Annotated in this window: 17 protein-coding genes; 9 read left to right on the top strand and 8 right to left on the bottom strand. The window is 65.6% G+C overall.

The window, feature by feature from the left end; genetic code table 11:
• Positions 1-155 precede the first annotated feature (155 nt).
• The gene (locus tag U1769_RS18370; RefSeq protein WP_332718944.1) at positions 156-3,467 is read left to right on the top strand and encodes a PAS domain-containing protein; all 3,312 of its coding nucleotides are present in this window, start codon (positions 156-158) and stop codon (positions 3,465-3,467) included.
• Between the two features lie 26 nt (positions 3,468-3,493).
• Here U1769_RS18370 and dapE read toward each other — a convergent pair whose 3' ends face one another.
• Positions 3,494-4,633, bottom strand: a complete 1,140-nt coding sequence (gene dapE, locus U1769_RS18365) for a succinyl-diaminopimelate desuccinylase (protein WP_332718941.1) — start codon at positions 4,631-4,633, stop codon at positions 3,494-3,496.
• A gap of 10 nt (positions 4,634-4,643) precedes the next feature.
• Here dapE and U1769_RS18360 point away from each other — a divergent pair, with 10 nt between their 5' ends.
• Positions 4,644-5,090: a cupin domain-containing protein gene (locus tag U1769_RS18360; protein ID WP_332718938.1), complete on the top strand. Its 447-nt coding sequence runs from the start codon at positions 4,644-4,646 to the stop codon at positions 5,088-5,090.
• A gap of 29 nt (positions 5,091-5,119) precedes the next feature.
• Here the strand turns inward: U1769_RS18360 and U1769_RS18355 are convergent, their stop codons facing one another.
• A complete protein-coding gene (locus U1769_RS18355; RefSeq protein WP_332718936.1) occupies positions 5,120-5,782 on the bottom strand; it encodes a glutathione S-transferase family protein in 663 nt (220 codons plus the stop codon).
• 107 nt (positions 5,783-5,889) lie between these two features.
• Between U1769_RS18355 and U1769_RS18350 the strand changes: the two genes are divergently transcribed.
• Positions 5,890-7,389, top strand: a complete 1,500-nt coding sequence (locus U1769_RS18350; protein WP_332718934.1) for an ArnT family glycosyltransferase — start codon at positions 5,890-5,892, stop codon at positions 7,387-7,389.
• Here U1769_RS18350 and yihA read toward each other — a convergent pair.
• The 6 genes from yihA to U1769_RS18320 all read right to left on the bottom strand — a co-directional run bounded on the left by yihA (position 7,386) and on the right by U1769_RS18320 (position 10,864).
• Positions 7,386-8,027: a ribosome biogenesis GTP-binding protein YihA/YsxC gene (yihA, locus tag U1769_RS18345; RefSeq protein WP_332718931.1), complete on the bottom strand. Its 642-nt coding sequence runs from the start codon at positions 8,025-8,027 to the stop codon at positions 7,386-7,388. The two genes, U1769_RS18350 and yihA, sit on opposite strands and share 4 nt — an antisense overlap.
• Before the next feature lie 3 nt (positions 8,028-8,030).
• Complete coding sequence (gene yidC, locus U1769_RS18340) at positions 8,031-9,734, bottom strand: membrane protein insertase YidC (protein WP_332718929.1); 1,704 nt, start codon at positions 9,732-9,734, stop codon at positions 8,031-8,033.
• Positions 9,735-9,791: 57 nt separating this feature from the next.
• Positions 9,792-10,004: a membrane protein insertion efficiency factor YidD gene (yidD, locus tag U1769_RS18335; protein WP_332718927.1), complete on the bottom strand. Its 213-nt coding sequence runs from the start codon at positions 10,002-10,004 to the stop codon at positions 9,792-9,794.
• A gap of 55 nt (positions 10,005-10,059) precedes the next feature.
• The gene (rnpA, locus tag U1769_RS18330) at positions 10,060-10,371 is read right to left on the bottom strand and encodes a ribonuclease P protein component (RefSeq protein WP_332719822.1); all 312 of its coding nucleotides are present in this window, start codon (positions 10,369-10,371) and stop codon (positions 10,060-10,062) included.
• Between the two features lie 11 nt (positions 10,372-10,382).
• A complete protein-coding gene (gene rpmH, locus U1769_RS18325) occupies positions 10,383-10,517 on the bottom strand; it encodes a 50S ribosomal protein L34 (protein ID WP_010162954.1) in 135 nt (44 codons plus the stop codon).
• 83 nt (positions 10,518-10,600) lie between these two features.
• Complete coding sequence (locus U1769_RS18320) at positions 10,601-10,864, bottom strand: PGPGW domain-containing protein (protein ID WP_332718925.1); 264 nt, start codon at positions 10,862-10,864, stop codon at positions 10,601-10,603.
• Positions 10,865-11,003: 139 nt separating this feature from the next.
• On the opposite strand from U1769_RS18320, the gene U1769_RS18315 reads away from it, so the two are divergent.
• The 6 genes from U1769_RS18315 to U1769_RS18290 all read left to right on the top strand — a co-directional run bounded on the left by U1769_RS18315 (position 11,004) and on the right by U1769_RS18290 (position 19,613).
• Positions 11,004-12,512: a YifB family Mg chelatase-like AAA ATPase gene (locus U1769_RS18315; protein ID WP_332718922.1), complete on the top strand. Its 1,509-nt coding sequence runs from the start codon at positions 11,004-11,006 to the stop codon at positions 12,510-12,512.
• Between the two features lie 615 nt (positions 12,513-13,127).
• Complete coding sequence (locus U1769_RS18310; RefSeq protein WP_332718920.1) at positions 13,128-13,664, top strand: DUF805 domain-containing protein; 537 nt, start codon at positions 13,128-13,130, stop codon at positions 13,662-13,664.
• A gap of 201 nt (positions 13,665-13,865) precedes the next feature.
• Entirely contained in the window at positions 13,866-14,630 is a 765-nt protein-coding gene (locus U1769_RS18305) for an energy transducer TonB (protein WP_332718918.1), read from the top strand.
• 133 nt (positions 14,631-14,763) lie between these two features.
• Positions 14,764-16,509: a WG repeat-containing protein gene (locus U1769_RS18300; protein WP_332718916.1), complete on the top strand. Its 1,746-nt coding sequence runs from the start codon at positions 14,764-14,766 to the stop codon at positions 16,507-16,509.
• A gap of 355 nt (positions 16,510-16,864) precedes the next feature.
• Entirely contained in the window at positions 16,865-17,485 is a 621-nt protein-coding gene (locus tag U1769_RS18295) for a hypothetical protein (RefSeq protein WP_332718914.1), read from the top strand.
• 295 nt (positions 17,486-17,780) lie between these two features.
• A complete protein-coding gene (locus U1769_RS18290) occupies positions 17,781-19,613 on the top strand; it encodes a hypothetical protein (protein WP_332718912.1) in 1,833 nt (610 codons plus the stop codon).
• Positions 19,614-19,753: the final 140 nt, after the last annotated feature.

Below are 19,753 nucleotides of genomic sequence, written 5' to 3'. Positions count from 1 at the left end.
TCCTAACGAAGCGGGCAGGCGCGCGCCAGTCGCTCGCGCGCGCAGATTGTTGACAGGAAAGGCCTCAATGCCCACGGTCTCGAACGGTCGGAAAACCGGCCGCGATGCAAGTCGCTGCGAGATTCGATGCTGATGATGCGCATAACGGTCCAGCCATGAAGCCTGCGCTTGGCTTCCTCGACGGCGGCGGTGAGATGAGCGATCGGATTCGCGCATTCGACTGGTCGGCGCATCCCTTCGGCCCCCCCGAGGATTGGCCGGCGGCGATCAAGATCACCGTCAGCCTGTGCCTTCATTCCAGCTTTCCGATCTCGCTCTATTGGGGCCCGGAGCTCCGCCTGATCTATAACGATGCGATGGCGAAGGTGATCGCCGACCGGCATCCCTGGGCGCTCGGGCGTCCGGCGATCGAGGTGCGGCGCGACAGCTGGCATATCGTCGGCCAGCAGCTCGAAGCCGCCTATGCCAGCGGGGAAGGCTATTCGATCACCGATCAGCGATTGCCGATGTGGCTTGACGGGGTCCGTACCGAAATGTGGTGGACCTACAGCATCTCGCCGATCCGGGACGAGAACGGCATCGTCCTGGGCATCATCAGCCAGGGGCACGACACCACCGCCAAGATGCTCGCCCAGGCGTCGCTCCGCACAAGCGAGGAGCGGCTGAAGCTGGCGCTCGCGTCGTCGGGCAATATCGGCACCTGGGAATGGGACCTGACCACGGACACCGTCATCGGCGATGCGCGGATGGTCGGGCTGTGCGGCGTCGATCCGCGCTACGCGCATGAAGGCGCGTCCGTGGCACTGTATATGGAGCACATCCATCCCGACGACTACCTGCCCTTCACCACCGCGATCCAGGCCGCGTTCGTGCACGAGGCGCCGGTTTCGGGCGAATGCCGCGTGGCCTTGCCGGACGGCACTCAGCGATGGCTAGCGGTGCAGGGGCGAAGCCGGCTCGGCCCGGATGGGCGACCGCAGCGCTTTTCCGGCATCACGCTCGACATAACCGACGCGAAGCGGAGCGAGGCGGCGCTGCGGGCAGCGAAGGACGAGCGCGAGTTCGTGCTGGCACTGGTCGAGCGGCAGCGCGCGCAGCAAGACCCGGACGACGTGATGCAGATCGCGGCCGAGGCGGTCGGCCGTCGCCTGCGGGTCAGCCGTGTCGGCTTCTTCCAGGTGATCGACGACAGCGTGATCCGGTACGGTGCCTGCTGGGTGGATGGGTTACCGCCGCTGACCGGCTCGGTCCCGACCGCCAGCTTTGGCGAACATCTGGGCGAGGTGATTCGCACTGGCCAGACGCTGGCCTTTGGCGGGCCGGACGATCCCTTTCGCCCTACCGATGCAGCGATCGCCGCGACCGGATCGATCGCTGGTGTCAGCGTGCCGCTGGTGCGGGGTGGCCGGTGGGAGGCGGGCTTCTATCTCGGCCAGGCCGAACCGCGTGCCTGGACCTCGGCGGAGATTTCGCTGGTCGAGGAAGTGGCGCAGCTTTCCTGGGACGCGGTCGCGCGCGTGCGGGCGACCGCGCAGTTGCGCGCGATAAACGAGAGCCTGGTCGGCGAAGTCGCCGAGCGCACCGCCGAGCGCGACCGGATCTGGGAAGTAAGCGAGGATCTGCTCGGCATCGCCGATGCGAGCGGGCGCTGGCAGAGCGTCAATCCCGCCTGGACCCGGGCGCTCGGCTGGCCGGCGGAGGATATCATCGGCCGTACCTCCGCCTGGATGCGCCATCCCGACGATCAGGCGCGGACTGAGGACGAAATCGCCGCCATCGCCCTTGGGGAGGCGACCACCGGATTCGAGAATCGCTTTCGCACCGTGGCGGGAGACTATCGCACCGTGTCCTGGAAGGTGAGCTTCGCCGACGGGCGAATCTACGCCACCGCGCGGGACGTTACCGACGAGCGGCGGCGACAGGATGCCCTGCTCGCGGCCGAGGAACGCACCAGGCTCGTGCTAGAGGCGATGGATGGCGTCGGCGTCTGGACCTATGATGTCGTCGGGGATTGTTTCCACAGCGATGCCAGCTTCGCGACGCTGTACGGGTTCAACCCAGAGGAGCAGCATGGCGCGACGATGGACGAAGTGCTCTCGCTCGTTCACCCCGACGATCTCGCCAAGGTGCTGAAGTCGATCGCCGACGCCCGGGAGGTAAAGGGCGATGGCGAGATCGAATATCGCGTGCTGCGGCCGGACGGATCGATCCGCTGGATCATGACGCGCAGCCATGTCGTGCTCGATTCGGCGGGCATGCCGGAAACGGCGATCGGCGTCGGCGTCGACGTGACCCGGCAGCGCGAACTCGAGGACCGGCTGCGCCAGGCACAGAAGATGGAAGCCGTCGGCCAGCTGACCGGCGGGCTGGCGCATGATTTCAACAATTTGCTGACCGCGATCTCCGGCGCGATGGAGATGATGCAGTTGCGGCTCAAGCAGGGCCGGATCGGCGATTTGCCGCGCTATATCGGGACGGCGCAGACCGCAGCGGGCCGCGCGGCGGCGCTGACGCATCGTTTGCTCGCCTTTGCCCGGCGCCAGCCGCTCGATCCAAAGCCGATAGAGATCAACCGGCTGGTCGCGGGAATGGAGGATCTGATCCGCGGGACCGTCGGGCCGGGCGTGCAGGTCGAAGTGGCGACCGGCGCCGGCCGGCTGCCGACGCTGGTCGATCCCAACCAGCTCGAGAACGCATTGTTGAACCTGTGCATCAACGCGCGCGACGCGATGCCCGAAGGCGGCCGGCTGACGATCGCGACCGACACCGTCCACCTCGACGAAGACGCGGCGCAGGAGCGCGACCTCTCGCCCGGTACCTATCTGAGGCTGTGTGTCGGCGATACCGGGACCGGCATGACGCCGGAGGTGATCGCGCGCGCCTTCGATCCCTTCTTCACGACCAAGCCGATGGGGCAGGGCACGGGCCTTGGGCTGTCGATGATCTACGGCTTCGCGCGGCAATCGGGCGGCCAGGTGCGGATCCACTCGGTGGTCGGCGAGGGCACGAAGATGTGCCTCTATCTGCCGCGCCATGAGGGCCCGCTCGATGACGACGGGCCGACGGGCACGGCGCGCGAAACGCCGCGCAGCGGCAAGGGCGAGGCCGTGCTGGTCGTCGACGACGAGCCCGCGGTTCGCATGCTGGTGACCGAGATCCTTGGCGAACTCGGCTATGCGGCGATCGAAGCGGAAGACGGCGCCGAGGCGCTGGCCGTGCTGCGTTCCGACGCGCGGATCGACCTGCTGGTCACCGATGTCGGCCTGCCCGGCGGGATGAACGGGCGCCAGGTGGCGGACGCAGCGCGCGCGGCGCGGCCCGACCTGCCGGTGCTGTTCATCACCGGTTTTGCCGAGAATGCAGTGATCGGCGACGGTCCACTCGATGCGGGCATGGAACTGGTGACGAAGCCCTTCTCGATGGAAGCACTGGCCGCCCGTATCCGGGACATGATCGCCCGGACCTGATCGTCCCTACCTTATCGTGCGACCAGTCAGGCGTTGGCGATCCGGGTGAGGATATCGGTGTAGATTTCGGTCAGCGCTACCAGATCGTCGATGGCGACTGCCTCGTCCAGCTTGTGCATCGTCGCGTTGATCAGGCCGAATTCCACGACCGGGCAAAGCGCCGAGAGAAAGCGCGCGTCCGAGGTGCCGCCCGTGGTGGACAATTCCGGCCTGATGCCCAGCTGTGCCTCGATCGCATCGCCGATCAGGGTCGAGAGGGCGCCGGGTGCGGTCAGGAACGCATCGCCGGAGACGCGGGCTATCATCGTCGCCTCCGGGGCGTGACGATGGACGATCGCCTCGATCCGCGCGGCCAGATCGTCGCCCCGGTGCAGATCATTGTAGCGGATGCTGAGCCGTGCCGAGGCGTGCGCCGGGATGACGTTGGTGGCCGGATTGCCGACGGTGATGTCGGTCGCTTCGATATTGGAGGGCTGGAACCATTCGGTGCCCTCGTCCAGCACGATCGTGTCGATCTCGGCGAGGATCGCGACCAGTTTCGGGATCGGATTGTCGGCGAGATGAGGATAGGCGACATGCCCCTGCCGGCCGGGCACGTCGATCCAGATATTGACTGAGCCGCGCCGTCCGATCTTGATCATGTCGCCAAGCCGCGCGACGGAGGTGGGCTCGCCGACCAGGCAGAAATCGGGCTTCAGGCCACGTTCGGCCATGCGATCGATCAGCGCGCGCGTGCCGAAGATGGCCGGGCCTTCCTCGTCACCGGTGATGATCAGGCTCTGCGTGCCCGCCACCGGCGCCCGGCCGAGCGCCGCGACGAACGCAGCGATCGCGCCCTTCATGTCGACCGCGCCGCGGCCATGGAGCAGGCCGCCCCGTATCTCCGGCTCGAACGCGCCGCTGGTCCAGCCGGCGCCCGGCGGCACGACGTCGAGGTGGCCGGCAAAGGCGAAATGCGGGCCGCCCTCTCCACGCACCGCGAGCAGATTCTCGACCGGGCCGTCCGGCGCCTCGCCGATGATGAAGCGATCGACATGGAAGCCAAGCGGGATCAGCGCCGCTTCGAGTATGTCGAACACGCTGCCTTGCGCGGGAGTCACGCTCTCGCAGGCGATCAACGCCTTGGTCAGGGCGACGACATCGGGCAATCTGGTCTCAGCATCCATGGAGGCGGCATTGCCCAAGCTCGATCTCGATTCAATCCCGCAGACCAATGCGACCGGTTATCCGTCGCCACATTCGGAAAAAGTCCAGGGCCGCTGGTATCGCCGCCTCGCGCCGCCGTCCGGGCTGAGCGACTTCGGGGTCAGCCATGTCACGCTGAAGGCGGGCGCGTGGTCGTCGCAGCGGCACTGGCATCAGGGCGAGGACGAGTTCGTGGTGATGATCGCTGGGGAAGCCGTGCTGGTCGATGATGACGGCGAGCATGTCATGCGCCCGGGCGACTGTGCGGCCTTTCCCAAAGATGACGGCAACGGCCATGTCCTGCAAAATCGCAGCGATGCGGACTGCGTGTTCATTGCGGTCGGGCGGCCATCAGAGACCGACTGCCATTATCCCGATATCGACATGCATCTGTTTTCGGGAAAGGGATTTAGCCGGAAGGACGGCGGGGACTTCTAGTTCCCCGAGCATGCTCGGGGAGGATCCTCTTAAGCGACCGGCTGCTCGAATTGCTCGATCACCCATTCCTCTTCCTGCGCGCCGGCGATCCAGTCCTGCATGAAGGGATGCTGCAGCACTGCGTCCATATAGCCGGTGGCGAAGCGCGCGATCGGCAGGCCGTAGGTGACGAGCCGGGTGACGACCGGCGCGAACATCATGTCGGCCGCGCCGAACTCGCCGAACAGGAAGTTGCCGGTGCCACCGAAGCGCGCGCGGGCCTGTGCCCATAGCTCCATGATCCGGCCGATATCGGCGAGCACATCGTCATCGGGCCGCTTGGGCGGGAAGACCTGGCGGATGTTCATGCTGTGCTTGCGGCGCAGCGCGGTGAAGCTCGAATGCATCTCGGCCGCCATGGAGCGAGCCATCGCGCGCGCGGTATCGTCCTCGGGCCAGAACTTCGCACGCTCGGTCTTCTCGGCGAGATATTCCATGATCGCCAGGCTGTCCCACACCACGGCCTCGCCATCCCACAGGATCGGTACCTTGCCCGAGGAGGGAGCGAACTCGTCGCCCTCGCGGCGCTTGTCCCAGTCGGCATCGTACAGCGGCACGACGACTTCCTCGAAGGGAATCCCCGATTGCTTGCAGGCGAGCCAGCCGCGCAGCGACCAGGAGGAATAGGCCTTGTTGCCGATGATAAGCTTCATGGCGGCGGGGATAGACGCACGCCGCGCGGCGGGCAACCGGCCCGAACGCAGTATGACGGCATTGCGGTATCGGTTCATTAACCACGCGGTCCTAGGTCTGCATCGACATGATCGCCACGACACCATTCACCGCCGGCGCGGCGCGCGACCGCTTGATCATCCTGGTAGTGCTGGCGCTGGCGGCGGCATTCCTGTTCATCGATTCGCGGCCGCTTCCAATCCTGCTGTGGGACGAATCGCGCAACATCGTGAACGCGCTGGAGATGAACCGGGCCGGATTCGGGCTGGTGACGACCTATGACGCGCGCCCCGACTTCTGGAACGCCAAGCCGCCGCTGATGATCTGGCTGATGACCGCCAGCGTTCGCCTGTTCGGGGCGTCGGAATGGGCGCTGCGGTTACCGAGCATGGTGGCGACGATCGGGACGTTGCTGATCGTGCTGTCGTTCGTGCGCCGCACCACCGGATCGATCGCTACGGGCGTGCTGGCGGTCGCCTTCATCATGCTCAGCCCGAGCTCGTTCGGCGAGCATAGCGGGCGCGTGGCGGATTACGATGCGGTGATGATATTCTTCACGACCGCTTATCTCTGCCTGTTCTTCCTGGCGTTGCAACGGCGCCGGCCGGGTTTCGGGCTGCTGCTGCTGACCGGCGCGGCGACGTTGTGCGCGGTCATGACCAAGGATGTCGCGGGGCTCATGGCGGGGCTGGGCGCTGCGCTGTATATGGTGGCCACCGGCCGGACATCGCGCCTGTGGCAGACAGGGCGCTATGCCGTGGTGGCGATGGCGATCCTTATCGTCCTGCTGGCCTTTGCGATCGCCCGGGAGGCGCAGTCGCCGGGATATCTCGCCGCGCTCTGGCACAATGACGTGTTCGGGCGCTTTACGCGGTCAGTGATCGGCGACGAGAAGCCGCGCTTCTATTATCTGAGCCTGCTGCTCGCCGGCTATTTCGCCGCGACCCCGTTGCTGCTGCTGGCGCCGTTCTCGCTCTGGCAGGTGCGTGGCCGGTCGCGGTTCGTGCTGCTCTATGCGCTGTCGGTGTCGGGGACGCTGCTGCTCGTGCTCACGCTCGCGGCGTCGAAGCTCAACCATTATGTGATGCCCGCGATCCCCTTCATGGCAATCGCCGCGGCGATCAGCCTGCGCGCACTGATCGCGCGGTTCAGCGCGGCGCGGGCCGGGGGGCTGGGCGGCCGGGTGATCGCGATCGGCCTGCTCGCAGTCGGGACGATGCCGCTGGTCATGGCGAGCGCGGGGGCGGTCGCGCGGCGGCATGGGATGGAGATCCGTTACGAAGGCGCGCAGGCCGGCGGCTATGGGCAGCTGCTTGCCACGCTGGCGCAGCGGCCGGGGCCGATCACCGTGGTCGATACCGGCTTCGAAAATGACGGCGATCCGCATTACACCCCGATCCTGCGCGCCTATCGCCTGATCTGGGCCGAGCGCGGGGTAGCGATCCGGCATGTGACGGACCCCGGCGTTGTCGCTCGCAACGTGCCGGGCGCGATCGCCAGCTGCGATCCGGCCGTGATCCCTCTGCTGAGCGTGCGCGGCCGCGACATCGGCGGTACCGCGGGCTGCATCGCGGTCGCCGGTCGCTAGCCGATCGCTTCGACGACCGCCGCGCGCAGTTCGGCGATGCCGAGGCCGGTCTCGCTCGAAGTCTCCAGGATGTCGGGATGCGCCGCAGGCCGCTTGCGGACTTCCTCGGCAGTGCTGGCGGCGACCTCGGCCAGTTCGGTCGGCTTGATCTTGTCGGCCTTGGTCAGCACCAGGCGGTAGCTGACGGCGGCCTTGTCGAGCATGCCCATGATCTCGCGGTCGACATCCTTGATGCCGTGCCGCGCATCGATCAGCACCAGCGCGCGCTTCAGCTCCTGCCGCCCGCGGAGGAAATCATTGACCAGGAAACGCCACTTCTTGACCATGTCCTTCGGCGCCTTGGCGAAGCCATAGCCGGGCATGTCGACAAGCCGGAAAGCCAGGGGCTCACCCACGTCGAAGAAGTTTAGTTCCTGCGTGCGCCCCGGGGTGTTCGAGGTTCGGGCGAGCGCATTGCGCCCGGTCAGCGCGTTGAGCAGCGAAGACTTGCCGACGTTCGACCGGCCGGCGAACGCGATTTCGGGCACGCTGGCGTCCGGAATGAACTCCAGCGTTGGCGCGGATTTGAGGAAGGCAACCGGGCCGGCAAAGACCTTGCGCGCCGCCTCGATCGCCTCGGGGGGAAAGGGATCAGTCACGGGTCATTTCACCAACGCCTCTTTCATCCCCGGGTGCCGCGCATAGAGCATGCGCTGCTGGAGGATGGTCAGCGTGTTCGAGGTAATCCAGTAGATTTGCAGCCCGACCGCGAACGGCGCCATCACGAACATCAGCACCCAGGGCATGATCGCGAAGACCTGCTTCTGCGCCGCGTCCATCGGGGCCGGGTTCAGCTTGAACTGGAAGTACATCGAGATGCCGAGCAGGACCGGGATCACGCCGATCGCGAGGAACGACGGGACGGTGAAGGGCAGATAGCCGAACAGGTTGAGGATGGTCGCCGGATCGGGCGCCGACAGATCCTTGACCCACAGCACGAACGGCTGGTGGCGCATTTCGATCGTCAGCAGCAGCACCTTGTACAGCGCGTAGAAGATCGGGATCTGCAGGAAGGTCGGCAGGCAGCCCGCGAGCGGATTGACCTTCTCCGCCTTGTACAGCGCCATGATCTCCTGCTGCTGGCGCGGCTTGTCGTCCTTGTAGCGTTCCTGCAGCGCCTTCATCTTGGGCTGGATCGCGCGCATATTGGCCATGGAGGCGAACTGGCGCTGTGCGATCGGGAACATCAGCCCGCGGATCGTGACCGTGAGCAGGATGATCGCCAGGCCGAAATTGCCGACCATGCGGAACAGCCAGTCGAGATAATAGAAGATCGGCTTTTCGACGATGCGGAACCAGCCCCAGTCGATGCCGTAATCGAGCTTCGCGAAACCCTGCTGATCGGTATAGCGATCGAGCAGCCGCACTTCCTTCGCGCCGGCGAAGAAATGCGACGTCTGCGACACCTGCTGCCCGACCGGCAGCAGCTTCGGGTTGATCGCATAATCCGCCTGATACGCCTTGTTGGCGCCAGGACGGAACTGGCCGTCAAAGGGCTGCTTCTGATCGGGCAGCAGCGCCGTCAGCCAATATTTGTCGGTGAAGCCGAGCCAGCCGGCCGTCGTGCTGAATTTTTCCGGCGCCTTGTCGACGTCGCTGAAGTTGATGCCGTAATCGGCCGCGCCGTTATAGACCGCCATCGGCCCGATCTGGACCGTCCAGGTATCGGGATCCTTGAACACGCCGGTTCGGTTGATCAGGCCATAGGTCGCCACCTGGACCGGCGCCGCGCCGTTGTTGGCGACGGTCTGGCGGATCGTGAACATATAATCATTGTCGACCGCGATCTCGATGCGGAAGCGCTGGCCCTGCGCGTTGGCGGCATCGAGCGTGACCGGCTTGTCGGGCGACAGGACCGGGCTGTTCGCGGTCCACACGGTATCGTCGTTGGGCGGCTTCAGCCCGTCGTCGCGCCAGCCGAAGCCGGCGAAATAAGTATGGGGGGCGCCCGATGGCGACAACAGGCGAATCGACGCAGAGTCCTTCCCGATCGTTTCCTTGTACTGGGTGAGCACCAGATCATCGATCCGCGCGCCCTTCAGCCTGATCGAACCGCGCAGCCGCGGCGTCTCGATGCGGACGCGCGGGCTCTCGGCGAGCACGACCTTGAGGTCGCGCACCGCGGCGGCGCCATCGGCCGTGGGGGCGGCACCGGGACTGGGCAGGACCTTGGTCTTGCCGTCCTCGATCTTCGTCACGGGCGGGTTGGCCGCCGGGAAGAACTTCGCCGTCACCATCGGCCAGCCGAACAGGATCAGCGCGGCGAACACCGCGAACAGGATGAAATTCTTGTTGTCGTTATTCACGTGAGTGATGTCCCGCTCGTGGTAGGCGCTAGTTCAGGCATTGGTAGGTCAGGCTTTTCAGGGGACAGGATCGTGACCGAACCCGCCCCAGGGATGGCACCGCGCAATCCGTCTGGCCGCCAGCCACCCGCCCTTCATCGCGCCATAGCGGCGAAGCGCCTCGATTGCATAGCTTGAACAGGTTGGCTGGTAGCGGCAGCTCGGCGGCAGGATGGCCGACGGGCCGATTTGCCAGAAGCGGACCAGCGCGATGAGAAGGCGGGTCAGCATGGAGGATTTCCACGCCCGTTCGTCAGCCCGAACGGTGGGAGGGGCGTGCCGGATTTCACCGCGCCACCTTGGCGAGTGCCTTGCGCAGATCCACCTTGAGCTGGGCGAAGTCGCGCTCGATGCCGCCATTGCGGCCGATCAGCACATGGTCCGCCCCGCGGACACCCGATTCGGGCAGCAGCTCGCGGGCGAGCGCGCGCAAGCGTCGCTTCATGCGGTTGCGCACGACCGCATTGCCGATTTTCTTGGTGACGGTGTACCCGATTCGCATCGACGGATCGCCGTCTTCGCGACCGCGCACCAGCAGGACGAAGCCCGGCATCGGTGCGCGTCTTCCCGCATTCGCCGCGAGGAAATCGCGGCGAATGGTAAGAGTTTTCAGGCCGACAGCTTCTTGCGGCCGCGATTGCGGCGAGCGCGAATCACGTTGCGGCCGCCCGGAGTCGCCATCCGCGACCGGAAACCGTGCCGGCGCGCGCGCACCAGATTGCTCGGCTGAAAGGTCCGCTTCATCGTTCATTCCCTGGTCGTCTGAATAGAAAAGGGCCGCCACGCGGACGGCCTCGTAGCGGGTGCCCTTAGGCAAAGAGTGCGGGTTAGTCAACGTTGCGCGCATGCCGATCCCGCGCGCGCCGCCGAGCGGCACTCGCCCGGCGCAGCCCGATATCGGCATAATGGCCGACCCTGGGCCAGCGGCGCTTGCCGTGGACGAACTGGCGCTTTGCCCAGTGCGAATTCTGCAGCATCAGGGCAAGCCCGGCCGCGAAAACGAAGATGCCGCCGGGACCAGGCAGCACGCCGACCAGCGGCGTGACGAGGACCAGTAATACGCCCAGCACGAACAGCGCGTGCCGGAGCATGGGATGGCGGGTCGTTCGCATCTCCGACGATGTGGGTGCGGTGTGTTGGTTTGACAAGACACTGTTCCTGGCAGCGACCGGTTCTTTCCCGGACAAAATTGCGTATGACCAACGCTCTGCGGGGGGAGTCGGGGGCAATATGGTCGCGAGCGTATCGACAGTGGCGTATCTCGGGCTCGAGGCGCGCGCCGTCGAAGTACAGGTGCAGCTGATCCCGGGGCTGCCCGCGTTCAACGTGGTCGGGCTGGCCGACAAGGCCGTCGCAGAGAGCCGCGAGCGGGTGCGCGGCGCGATCGCCGCGATGGGCCTGTCGCTGCCGCCGAAGAGAATCGTCGTGAACCTGTCGCCGGCCGATCTGCCGAAGGAAGGATCGCATTTCGACCTGCCGATCGCGCTGGCCCTGCTCGGCGCGATGGGCGTGGTCGATGCCGAGACGCTGGCCGATTATGTCGTGGTGGGCGAGCTTGGCCTCGATGCGCGGATCGCCTCGTCGCCCGGCGTATTGCTCGCCGCGCTGCACGCGTCGGAGCTCGGCAAGGGGCTGATCTGCCCGGCGCCGCAGGGATCGGAGGCGGCCTGGGCTGCGGGCGTGCAGGTGCTCGCGGCGCCCGACATCCTGGCGCTGCTCAACCACTTCAAGGGGCATGGCCTGCTCTCCGCACCGCAGCCGGGCGATGTCGAGGAAACGAGCTTCGGGCCGGATCTCGCTCAGGTGAAGGGGCAGGAGACTGCCAAACGCGCCCTGGAGATCGCCGCGGCCGGCGGGCACAATATGGTGATGGTCGGCCCGCCGGGCGCCGGCAAATCGCTGATGGCGGCATGCCTGCCCGGCATCCTGCCGCCGCTGGACGCGGCCGAGGCGCTCGAAGTGTCGATGGTGGCGAGCGTCGCCGGCACGTTGACCGGCGGGCGGCTGACCCGCACCCGGCCGTTCCGCGCACCGCATCATTCGGCCTCGATGGCGGCTTTGGTCGGCGGCGGCCTGAAGGTGAAGCCGGGCGAGGTGAGCCTGGCGCATCTCGGCGTGCTGTTCCTTGACGAGCTGCCCGAATTCCAGCGCGCGGTGCTCGATTCGCTGCGCCAACCGCTCGAGACGGGCACGGTGAGCGTGGCCCGGGCCAACGCGCATGTGACCTTCCCGGCGCGCGTCCAGCTGATCGCGGCGATGAACCCGTGCCGCTGCGGGCATCTCGGCGATGCCGCGCTCGCCTGCTCGCGCGCGCCGCGCTGCGCCGCGGATTACCAGGCCAAGGTCTCGGGCCCGCTGCTTGACCGGATCGACCTGCATGTCGAGGTGCAGGCAGTCAGCGCCGCCGATCTCGTATTGCCGCCGCCGGCCGAGGGATCGGCCGAGGTCGCCGCGCGCGTCGCGGCGGCGCGGGCGATCCAGGCGGCGCGCTATGCCGAACACCCGATCCGCACCAATGCCGAGGTCGACGGGGTGCTGCTGGAAGCCGTAGCCACCCCGGATGAGCCAGGCCGCAAGCTGCTTGCCCAGGCCTCCGAGGCGATGCGGCTGTCGGCGCGCGGCTATACCCGCATCCTGCGCGTGGCGCGGACGATCGCCGATCTGGCGGGGAGCGAAGGGGTGGGGCGGATCCATGTGGCCGAAGCCCTGAGCTATCGGCGGCAGGCGCCGCGAAATTGAGGCGGCAGCGGGGGCGTAGTGCTGCCGGCGCGGCGGCGGGACGGTGTTGGGTTGGGAGCAAGTAAAGCGACAGTCGCGATACTTCGCCTCCGACGGTAAAAAGGCATTTTTGTCACCGCACGTCGACCCAAATTTTTCTCGAAGTTACTTGCGCGGCAAGGAACAGTGGCAATATTATCGGGCCGTCTGTGCGTTTCATAGAGCGCATTTCTCCGGACAAAGGGAAACAGTGCCTCCAAAAAATCTCTGGATAGTTGCCGAATTATGAGAATCGGTCGATCGGTGCTGAGGCTTTTCATGGCGCGCGTGTCGATCCTCGATCTTATTATAGCGTCCCCGATCCAGCCGCGATGATGCGGCAGGAAGGCAACAGCACAGGATAGCCGAGGCACGCCTTGTGGTTGAATCGAGCGACAAGGGGCCCGACGTGCTGATTTCAGGGCTCGGCGATGGTCTGCGGCGACTAAAAAATCCGGAGTGCCGGCCCGTCATGCCCTGGCGACATTTTCGTCCCGGTAACACTTTGCTCGGATAGTCCGGCTGGCTTGCTCTCCCGCATTGGCGAGCCGCGTTTCCGGCGCGTGCGTGGTGGGCGCTCTCAAGGGGACAGACGCGATGGAATGGATGCTTTTGCCGCTCAAGCGATACGCTCAGTTCACCGGGCGATCGCAGCGCAAAGAATATTGGATGTGGATCCTGTTTGTCATTCTTGGATCGATTGTGTGCGGCATCCTCGACTCGATGCTGGGGGCGGGCGGAAAATCCCCTCTGGAGCCAGCGCCGCCGCCGAATGGAGTGATGTATGTCGTGGGCATCATGGGCGGCGTGCTTTCCACGATCTTCGTGCTGGCCACCTTCCTTCCCGGCATCGCCGTCTCGGTCCGTCGCCTGCACGACGTGGATCGCACCGGATGGTGGATGCTGGTGACGTCAGCGCCTTATCTGATCGGCCTCATCCTCGTGGCCAGCGTCGCGACAACGGGCGAGGTTGGTGGGCCGGTTATTCTGGGCGGTATCCTGATGCTGCTGGGCGGAATCGCGAGCATCGTGATGCTCGTCTGGTTCTGCCGCAGGGGCACCATCGGCTCCAACCGTTTCGGCCCCGACCCGATCGACACGTCGGAGGAAGATCTGGTCCGGACGTTCGAATAAGGCGCAACGCCGGCCACGTCCGTCGCGCCGTTCGGGGACGCGCGCAAGCGATGCGTCACCGCGGCATGCTTGCGGGCACCCATTCCCATGGTACGGATCGAGACCGCAGTCACGTTGCCGGGCGGCGGCAACGAAGGGTGGCGCGTCGGCGGGGCTGTCGGCACCGCGAGAGCCGAGCGTTGAGAAAGAATTGGGGGTACCGTGCTTTTACCGTGGATGCTCGCGGCGGCGCTTCAGGCGCAGCCTGTCGGCCCTGCTCCAATCACCATTACGCCGGACAATGTCGATCTCGACGGAGCCGGAACTTTTACGTTCGAGCCGGACCGCCGGGCCTTCAACGTCGATCCTCCGGTTGGAGGGGATGGTCTGTCCTTGACGGTTCGACTGTGGTTCAATCCAGCAGGGGAACCCGTTGCGTGTGACGTCGGCGAAACGCCATTAGTGCAGGCAGCACAAACTGGATGTGGGCAGCTCATGGAATCGGCCACATTCCGCACTCTGCCTGGCATGGTAACGCCACTGCAGCGTGGATTTGTCGATGTAGAATTCAGCTTTTTCAAGGGCGCGCCGGGTGGCGCGGCGAACCGCGAAATGTTTGTGTTTGCTGTACCTGGATACAGAAACGTCCCGATACTCTACCCGCCCGATCAGGCGTCGGCTGCCGATCAATTACATAAAGCCGATGGAATTTTTTCTATTCCGGTCCAGGCAGATGATTATCCGTCAATAGCAATTCGTTTAGGGCTTGAAAGTGCAAGCGCCGTGCAGCTCGGCATAAGCCGCGACGGTTCTGTAAAAAGCTGTCGCCCGATAAGTACGTCTGGATTGCGGACGGCGTATCTGGATAATTATAGCTGCATGTTATTCCTCCGGCGGGGTCATTTTGAATTTTCATCCGATGCGCCATCCTATGAGGGGTTGCGATATTTGAATCAGACAATGCATTGGAGGATGCCTGAGGATTAGCGTCGCGGGAGATCGGTGCCGGTACGCGTCACCAGAGGCCCCCGTAGACATGCACAGGCCGGATCATGCGATCGAGTGACAGAGGACATCAAGCGATTGCCTCCCACTGCGCCTCCCTAATATGATCCGGCCTATGAAGCGCCTGGCCTTCACGATTGCTCTTGTTTTTGCCACTGCGGCGGCGGCGCAGGCGCCGCGGCGGGTGCCGCTGACCGGCTATGTCGACCGTACGGGCCGCGTGATCGAACCCGCCACCTGGGAGGCCGGATCAAGGCTGTTCAAGGGGGATTGGGTCGCGGTGCGGCGGGGCGGCAAGGCCGGCTATCTCAACCTGCGCACTCGGGCGACCACTGGGCTGGTCTTCGACGGCACGGCGGAGGCGCATTATGATCGCGCGCTCTTCGTGCACGGGCCCGAGCCTGTCCAGATCGGCGACCAATGGGGCTATGCCGACGAGACGGGTCGGATCGTGATCGCCCCGCGCTTTGCGGCTGCGGAAGGGTTCGACGCTGACGGGCTGGCCATCGTCAAGGTGCGCGACCCATCCGGTTTCGGCCAGTTGACCGGCATGATCGACCGCGCCGGGCGGATCGTGATCGAACCACGGTATGACATCGTCCGGCCGTTTCGGGGCGCCCAACTGACCGGGGTCAGCCGCGCCGGCCGGTTCGGCGTCATCGACCGCTCGGGACGCGAGGTCGTGCCGCTCCGTTTCGGCGGGATCGGCGCCTTTGCCGCGAATGGGCTCGCGCCCGCCACGCTGTACGGCGGTTATGGCAAGAACGACTCTCGCTGGGGCTATATCGATCGCACCGGCCGCTTCGTCATTACCGAACGCTTCTTTTACGCCGGGAACTTCACCGGCGACCGGGCCGATGGCGGTATCGATGCGCCCGCCGGACTGGCGCGCGTCGCGCTGGGGCCGAAGGAGGTCGGTTATATCAACTCGACGGGTACGTTGGTCACGCGATTCGCGCCCGGCGTGATCGCCTGGGGCGTCGGTCCCAATGGGCTGGCGAGGTTCCAGGATATGGCCACCGCCCGTTATGGCTTTGCCGACGCGAAGACTGGCGCGATCGTCGTTCCCGCGCGCTTTGCGCAGGTCGGCGGCTTCGACGATCACGGCCTCGCCGCGGCGACCGAGGGTGAAAGAGCCGGCTATATCCGCGCGGACGGGCAATGGGCCTTCCCGCCGCGTTTCACCTCGACCTATGATTTCGATCGGCTGGGGCAGGCGCAGGTGATCGAGGACGGCCAGTCACGGCTGATCGACCGGAGCGGGAACGTGCTGGCGACGCTGACTCATGGCGAAGGCTTCTATGCGCAGGACAGCCAGTTCGCCGCCTTTCGGGTCTTTCCCGGGCAGGAGAACGCCCCGACCCGGCGCTTCGGCGGCTGGACGCTGGATTCGACGCTCTTCGCCGTCCCCGAGACCCCGTCGCTCATGCCGGCCCCCACGGGCACGGTCCGGCTCGGCTTCGTGAGCCATGACGGCCTGGTTCGCTGGCGGATCGAGACGGAGGGCTGGGACGTGGTTCTGGTGAACGAGGAGGGGCCCGCTGCCGCGCCCGACGTGACTCGCCAGGACCGGATGGCCGCGTTGCCCGAAGACGCCGAAGCGCTGGTCGCGCTTCTCCTGCGCCAACTGGAGAACAAGACGGCGTTCAGCATCGTCGCCCAGCCGCAGGACGGTTCGGCCCAGGCCATCCAGGCCGAGCGCGTCGGCCGGATCGCGGCCAATCACGAAAGCTACCGCGCTGAGCTCCGCGCCTCGGCCCCGGATCTGGCACGGGCTCTCGCTGCCATGCGCGCCCGGGTAACCGAGCAGTTCGGCAAGCTTTCGGGCCGACCCTGCATGCCACCCCAGTGCGTTTACTAGCGGCGGCGGTAAAGCGGCGTACTTCGGCGGCACTATACTGAAAGGAATCGAGTATAGGTGGCCGTGGCTGCCAGGGATCTCGCGCGCTGCTTCTTCAGCGTTTGATGGATGCGAGCAAGTCCAATCAAGAGTTCGCCGTAGTTGCGATCAAGGAAAGATCGGGGAGCACTATACCCAACTGGCGGGCACCCTTTACGGACCGGTATCGAGCAACGTCATGTCAGACGCGAGAAAGGGGGCGAGCCGCTTGAACAGAATCGCACCGATCGAACATGTTATTTGACGACTAACCCCCAGTTAGGGTTCATGAGGACAGCGACTCAGGGGCCGAGTCGTTTGATTTTAGGGGGATATCATGAAAGCCATTTATTTTGGCGCACTTGCGAGTGCGCTGCTCGTCGGCACCGTGCCGGCATTTGCGCAAACCACGACGGGCGCGCCCGCGGCGGCTTTGGCGCCCGCACCGGCGACCGCGCCGATCGTCCTCGCGGCGGGAACCACCGGGAATCCGGGTGTGCTGCGCGCCGGGACGCCGATTGCGCTCAAGATGGCGGAGTCGATCACGACCAAGGGCAAGAAGCTCGAGGCCGGCTATCTCGCGCATCTCGAAGTAATGGATGCCGTAATGGTGAACGGGGTTACGGTAATTCCGGCCGGCAGCCCGGCGATCGCGGAGATCACCGATGTCCGGAACAAGGGGATGTGGGGCAAATCCGGGAAGATCAACGCCCGATTGCTGTACGTGACGGTCGGCGACCGGAAAATTCGCCTGAGGGGCGTGTTCGACGACAAGGGCGTGACGGGAACGGCGGGTGTCGTGGCCGCCATCGCCTTCGTGCCGATCGCCGGCTTCTTCACGACTGGCACCAGCGCGTCGCTTCCCGTGGGTGTGGGCGTGAACGGGTTCGTCGATGAAGACGTGACGTTGATCGCGGCCGGCGCACCAGCGCCTGCTGCTCCGGCTACCCAGGAATAACGGAACTTATGGGTCGCCCGCTCTTTTGAGGGCGACCCATTCGCCGGCTGCGCGAGACGGCCCTGTTGGGCAAGCCCCGGCTTTCCGGGATGTGTACTTCCCCCTTCCCGCCGTTCTCTTCCGTGCCCGAGATCGCGCTGACAACGCCGGCCAAGAGTCGCGACCAGATTGGTGCGGATTCCATGCCCGCGGATTGACTCGCGCGCGGCCACGCCACATTTTTCGGACCGCCGCCGCGAGGGTATCATTCGCGAATCCGGCGCTTTCGTGAACTGCTGTTCCGTGGAGGATGCGCATGTCCGACCAGGCATCGGGGAGCTTCGTCACGCCGGTGTACCGCACCAGCCGAGCCGCGGCCGCAGCATTGCCGGGCGGTGGCGCCACGGGTGGCCCGATAAATTCGGGCGGCGTTGGCATCTGCCTGAGCGGTGGCGGATCGCGCGCGATGGGGGCGGGGATCGGCCAGCTCCAGGCACTCGAGCAGCTGACCTCGGGCTCGGCCAGCCTGCTCAGCCAGGTGCTGGCGATGTCGACCGTGTCGGGCGGCGGCTGGGTCGGCATTCCCTTCACCTATCTGCCGTCGACCTTTTCGGACGACGCATTCCTGGGCAGCTATACCGATCCGGGCGACCTGACCGAGGCGATCATAGACGCATCCCCGGATGGATGGATCGGCGGCCAGGTGTCGAGCGCCTTCTCGATTCCCGATCTCGCCACCAAGGCCGTGTATCTGAGCACCCAGGGCGTGCCCTCCAGCATGTTGTGGCAGACTCTGATGGGCCTGCATTTCCTGCAGCCCTATGGCCTGTTTCCCATCGCGTCCGATTTCCAGCCGAACACCTTGTTCTCGTTCGACCGGACAGTGCTCGAAAGCCAGGTCACGGGCCCCAACCCGACACTCGCCGACGTGCCGGCCTATCTGGTGGCGCAGGTTTCCGGCCAGACGCGGCCCTATCTGCTCGGCGTCGCCAGCATGTTCGTCGGGCTCAGCAGCGACGACAAGGTCAAGCTGCTGGTGCCGGTCCAGTCCACGCCCTATCTGACCGGGATCCTCCCGACGCCGGACGGGGCGATCGACGTCAACGGCCGGGCGGTGGGCGGCGGCGGGATCGGATCGTTCGGGTTCAATTCCGTCTATCTGTTGAGCGTGGCCGGCGGGTCGGCGTCGATCCAGCAGTTCCGGCAATGGTCCCTGATGGACATCATGGGCACCAGCAGCGCAGCCTTTGCCGCCAAGCTGGAAGAGCAACTGGCCGACTGGTCGCGATCGCCCGAACGCTTCGCCGCTGCGCTGCGCCTGCACAAGGACAGCGCCGCCGAGAGCCTGGCCAGGGCCGGCCGGGCCGCGAGCGAGGTTGCGGCGACGCTGGAGGCGATCGCGACGGCCGTCGAGACCGGCGGGTTCGATGCGATCAAGGGGCAACTGGGCGGGGCGGCGGTGCTCAGCGGACTGATCCCGAAATACACCTATTGGTCGCCCGGAACGCCGCCGCCCGGCGGCGTTCCCGCGCTGCAGGAATTCGCCGATGGCGGATCGCTCGACAATAGCGGTGTCACCTCGATGCTGTTCTATCCCGACGTTTCGAAGATCATCGCCTTCGTGAACACGGAGAATGCCGTCACGCAGGATGCAAATGGTTATATCGTCGTCGATCAGAGCATTCCGCCGCTGTTCGGCTTCCAGCCCTATAACGACAAGGTATCGCCGCCCTATGCGCCGGCCTCCCAGGCGCCGGCGCACGACCTGACCCGACTGAGCCAGGTCTTTCCGAGCGAGGATTTCCAGCCGCTGCTCGACGGGCTGTGGAATAGCATCGGCGGCAACGAAAGCATGGCGCCGATCTTCACCCAGTCGCTTACCACCGTCGAGAACGGCTGGTTCGGCATTCCGGCCGGACGCACGGTGACGTTGCTGTGGGTCTATCTCGGCATGTCGCAGACCTGGCGCAGCCAGATCACCGACTGGCGCGTGAAACTCAAGCTCGACGAAGAACTGGCGAGTCAGGACTTCCCGCATTACGGCACGCTGCGGACTCAGCGCTCGCCGGCGCAGATCAACCTTCTGTCCAATCTCACTGCCTGGACCGTGCTGCAGAACGAGGCCGCGTTCACTGCCCTGTTCAGCTGAGTCCCGTTACGCGCGCGCCTATTGCGGGTGGCCGCAATAGCCGTCCCCGGCGGGCGCAATAGTGCTACGCGAATGAGTCAGCAGCACATCCACGTACTTTACAAATTTGTCGCTTTTTTCCGATAATTTTTGCTGGTTGT

It is taken from the genome of Parasphingomonas zepuensis (assembly GCF_036663735.1).
GTDB lineage: Bacteria > Pseudomonadota > Alphaproteobacteria > Sphingomonadales > Sphingomonadaceae > Sphingomonas.
The sequence above is the reverse complement of the archived record's forward strand: the minus strand, read 5'-3'. Positions and strand labels throughout refer to the sequence as shown.

Excerpts from the sequence above, each read along its gene's own strand:
- U1769_RS18315 (WP_332718922.1), top strand. The coding sequence starts at position 11,004 with ATGGTCGCGAGCGTATCGACAGTGGCGTATCTCGGGCTCGAGGCGCGC.
- U1769_RS18370 (WP_332718944.1), top strand. The coding sequence starts at position 156 with ATGAAGCCTGCGCTTGGCTTCCTCGACGGCGGCGGTGAGATGAGCGAT.
- rpmH (WP_010162954.1), bottom strand. The coding sequence starts at position 10,517 with ATGAAGCGGACCTTTCAGCCGAGCAATCTGGTGCGCGCGCGCCGGCAC.
- U1769_RS18310 (WP_332718920.1), top strand. The coding sequence starts at position 13,128 with ATGGAATGGATGCTTTTGCCGCTCAAGCGATACGCTCAGTTCACCGGG.
- U1769_RS18350 (WP_332718934.1), top strand. The coding sequence starts at position 5,890 with ATGATCGCCACGACACCATTCACCGCCGGCGCGGCGCGCGACCGCTTG.
- U1769_RS18290 (WP_332718912.1), top strand. The coding sequence starts at position 17,781 with ATGTCCGACCAGGCATCGGGGAGCTTCGTCACGCCGGTGTACCGCACC.
- dapE (WP_332718941.1), bottom strand. The coding sequence starts at position 4,633 with ATGGATGCTGAGACCAGATTGCCCGATGTCGTCGCCCTGACCAAGGCG.
- U1769_RS18295 (WP_332718914.1), top strand. The coding sequence starts at position 16,865 with ATGAAAGCCATTTATTTTGGCGCACTTGCGAGTGCGCTGCTCGTCGGC.
- U1769_RS18320 (WP_332718925.1), bottom strand. The coding sequence starts at position 10,864 with ATGCTCCGGCACGCGCTGTTCGTGCTGGGCGTATTACTGGTCCTCGTC.
- U1769_RS18355 (WP_332718936.1), bottom strand. The coding sequence starts at position 5,782 with ATGAAGCTTATCATCGGCAACAAGGCCTATTCCTCCTGGTCGCTGCGC.
- yidD (WP_332718927.1), bottom strand. The coding sequence starts at position 10,004 with ATGCTGACCCGCCTTCTCATCGCGCTGGTCCGCTTCTGGCAAATCGGC.
- U1769_RS18300 (WP_332718916.1), top strand. The coding sequence starts at position 14,764 with ATGAAGCGCCTGGCCTTCACGATTGCTCTTGTTTTTGCCACTGCGGCG.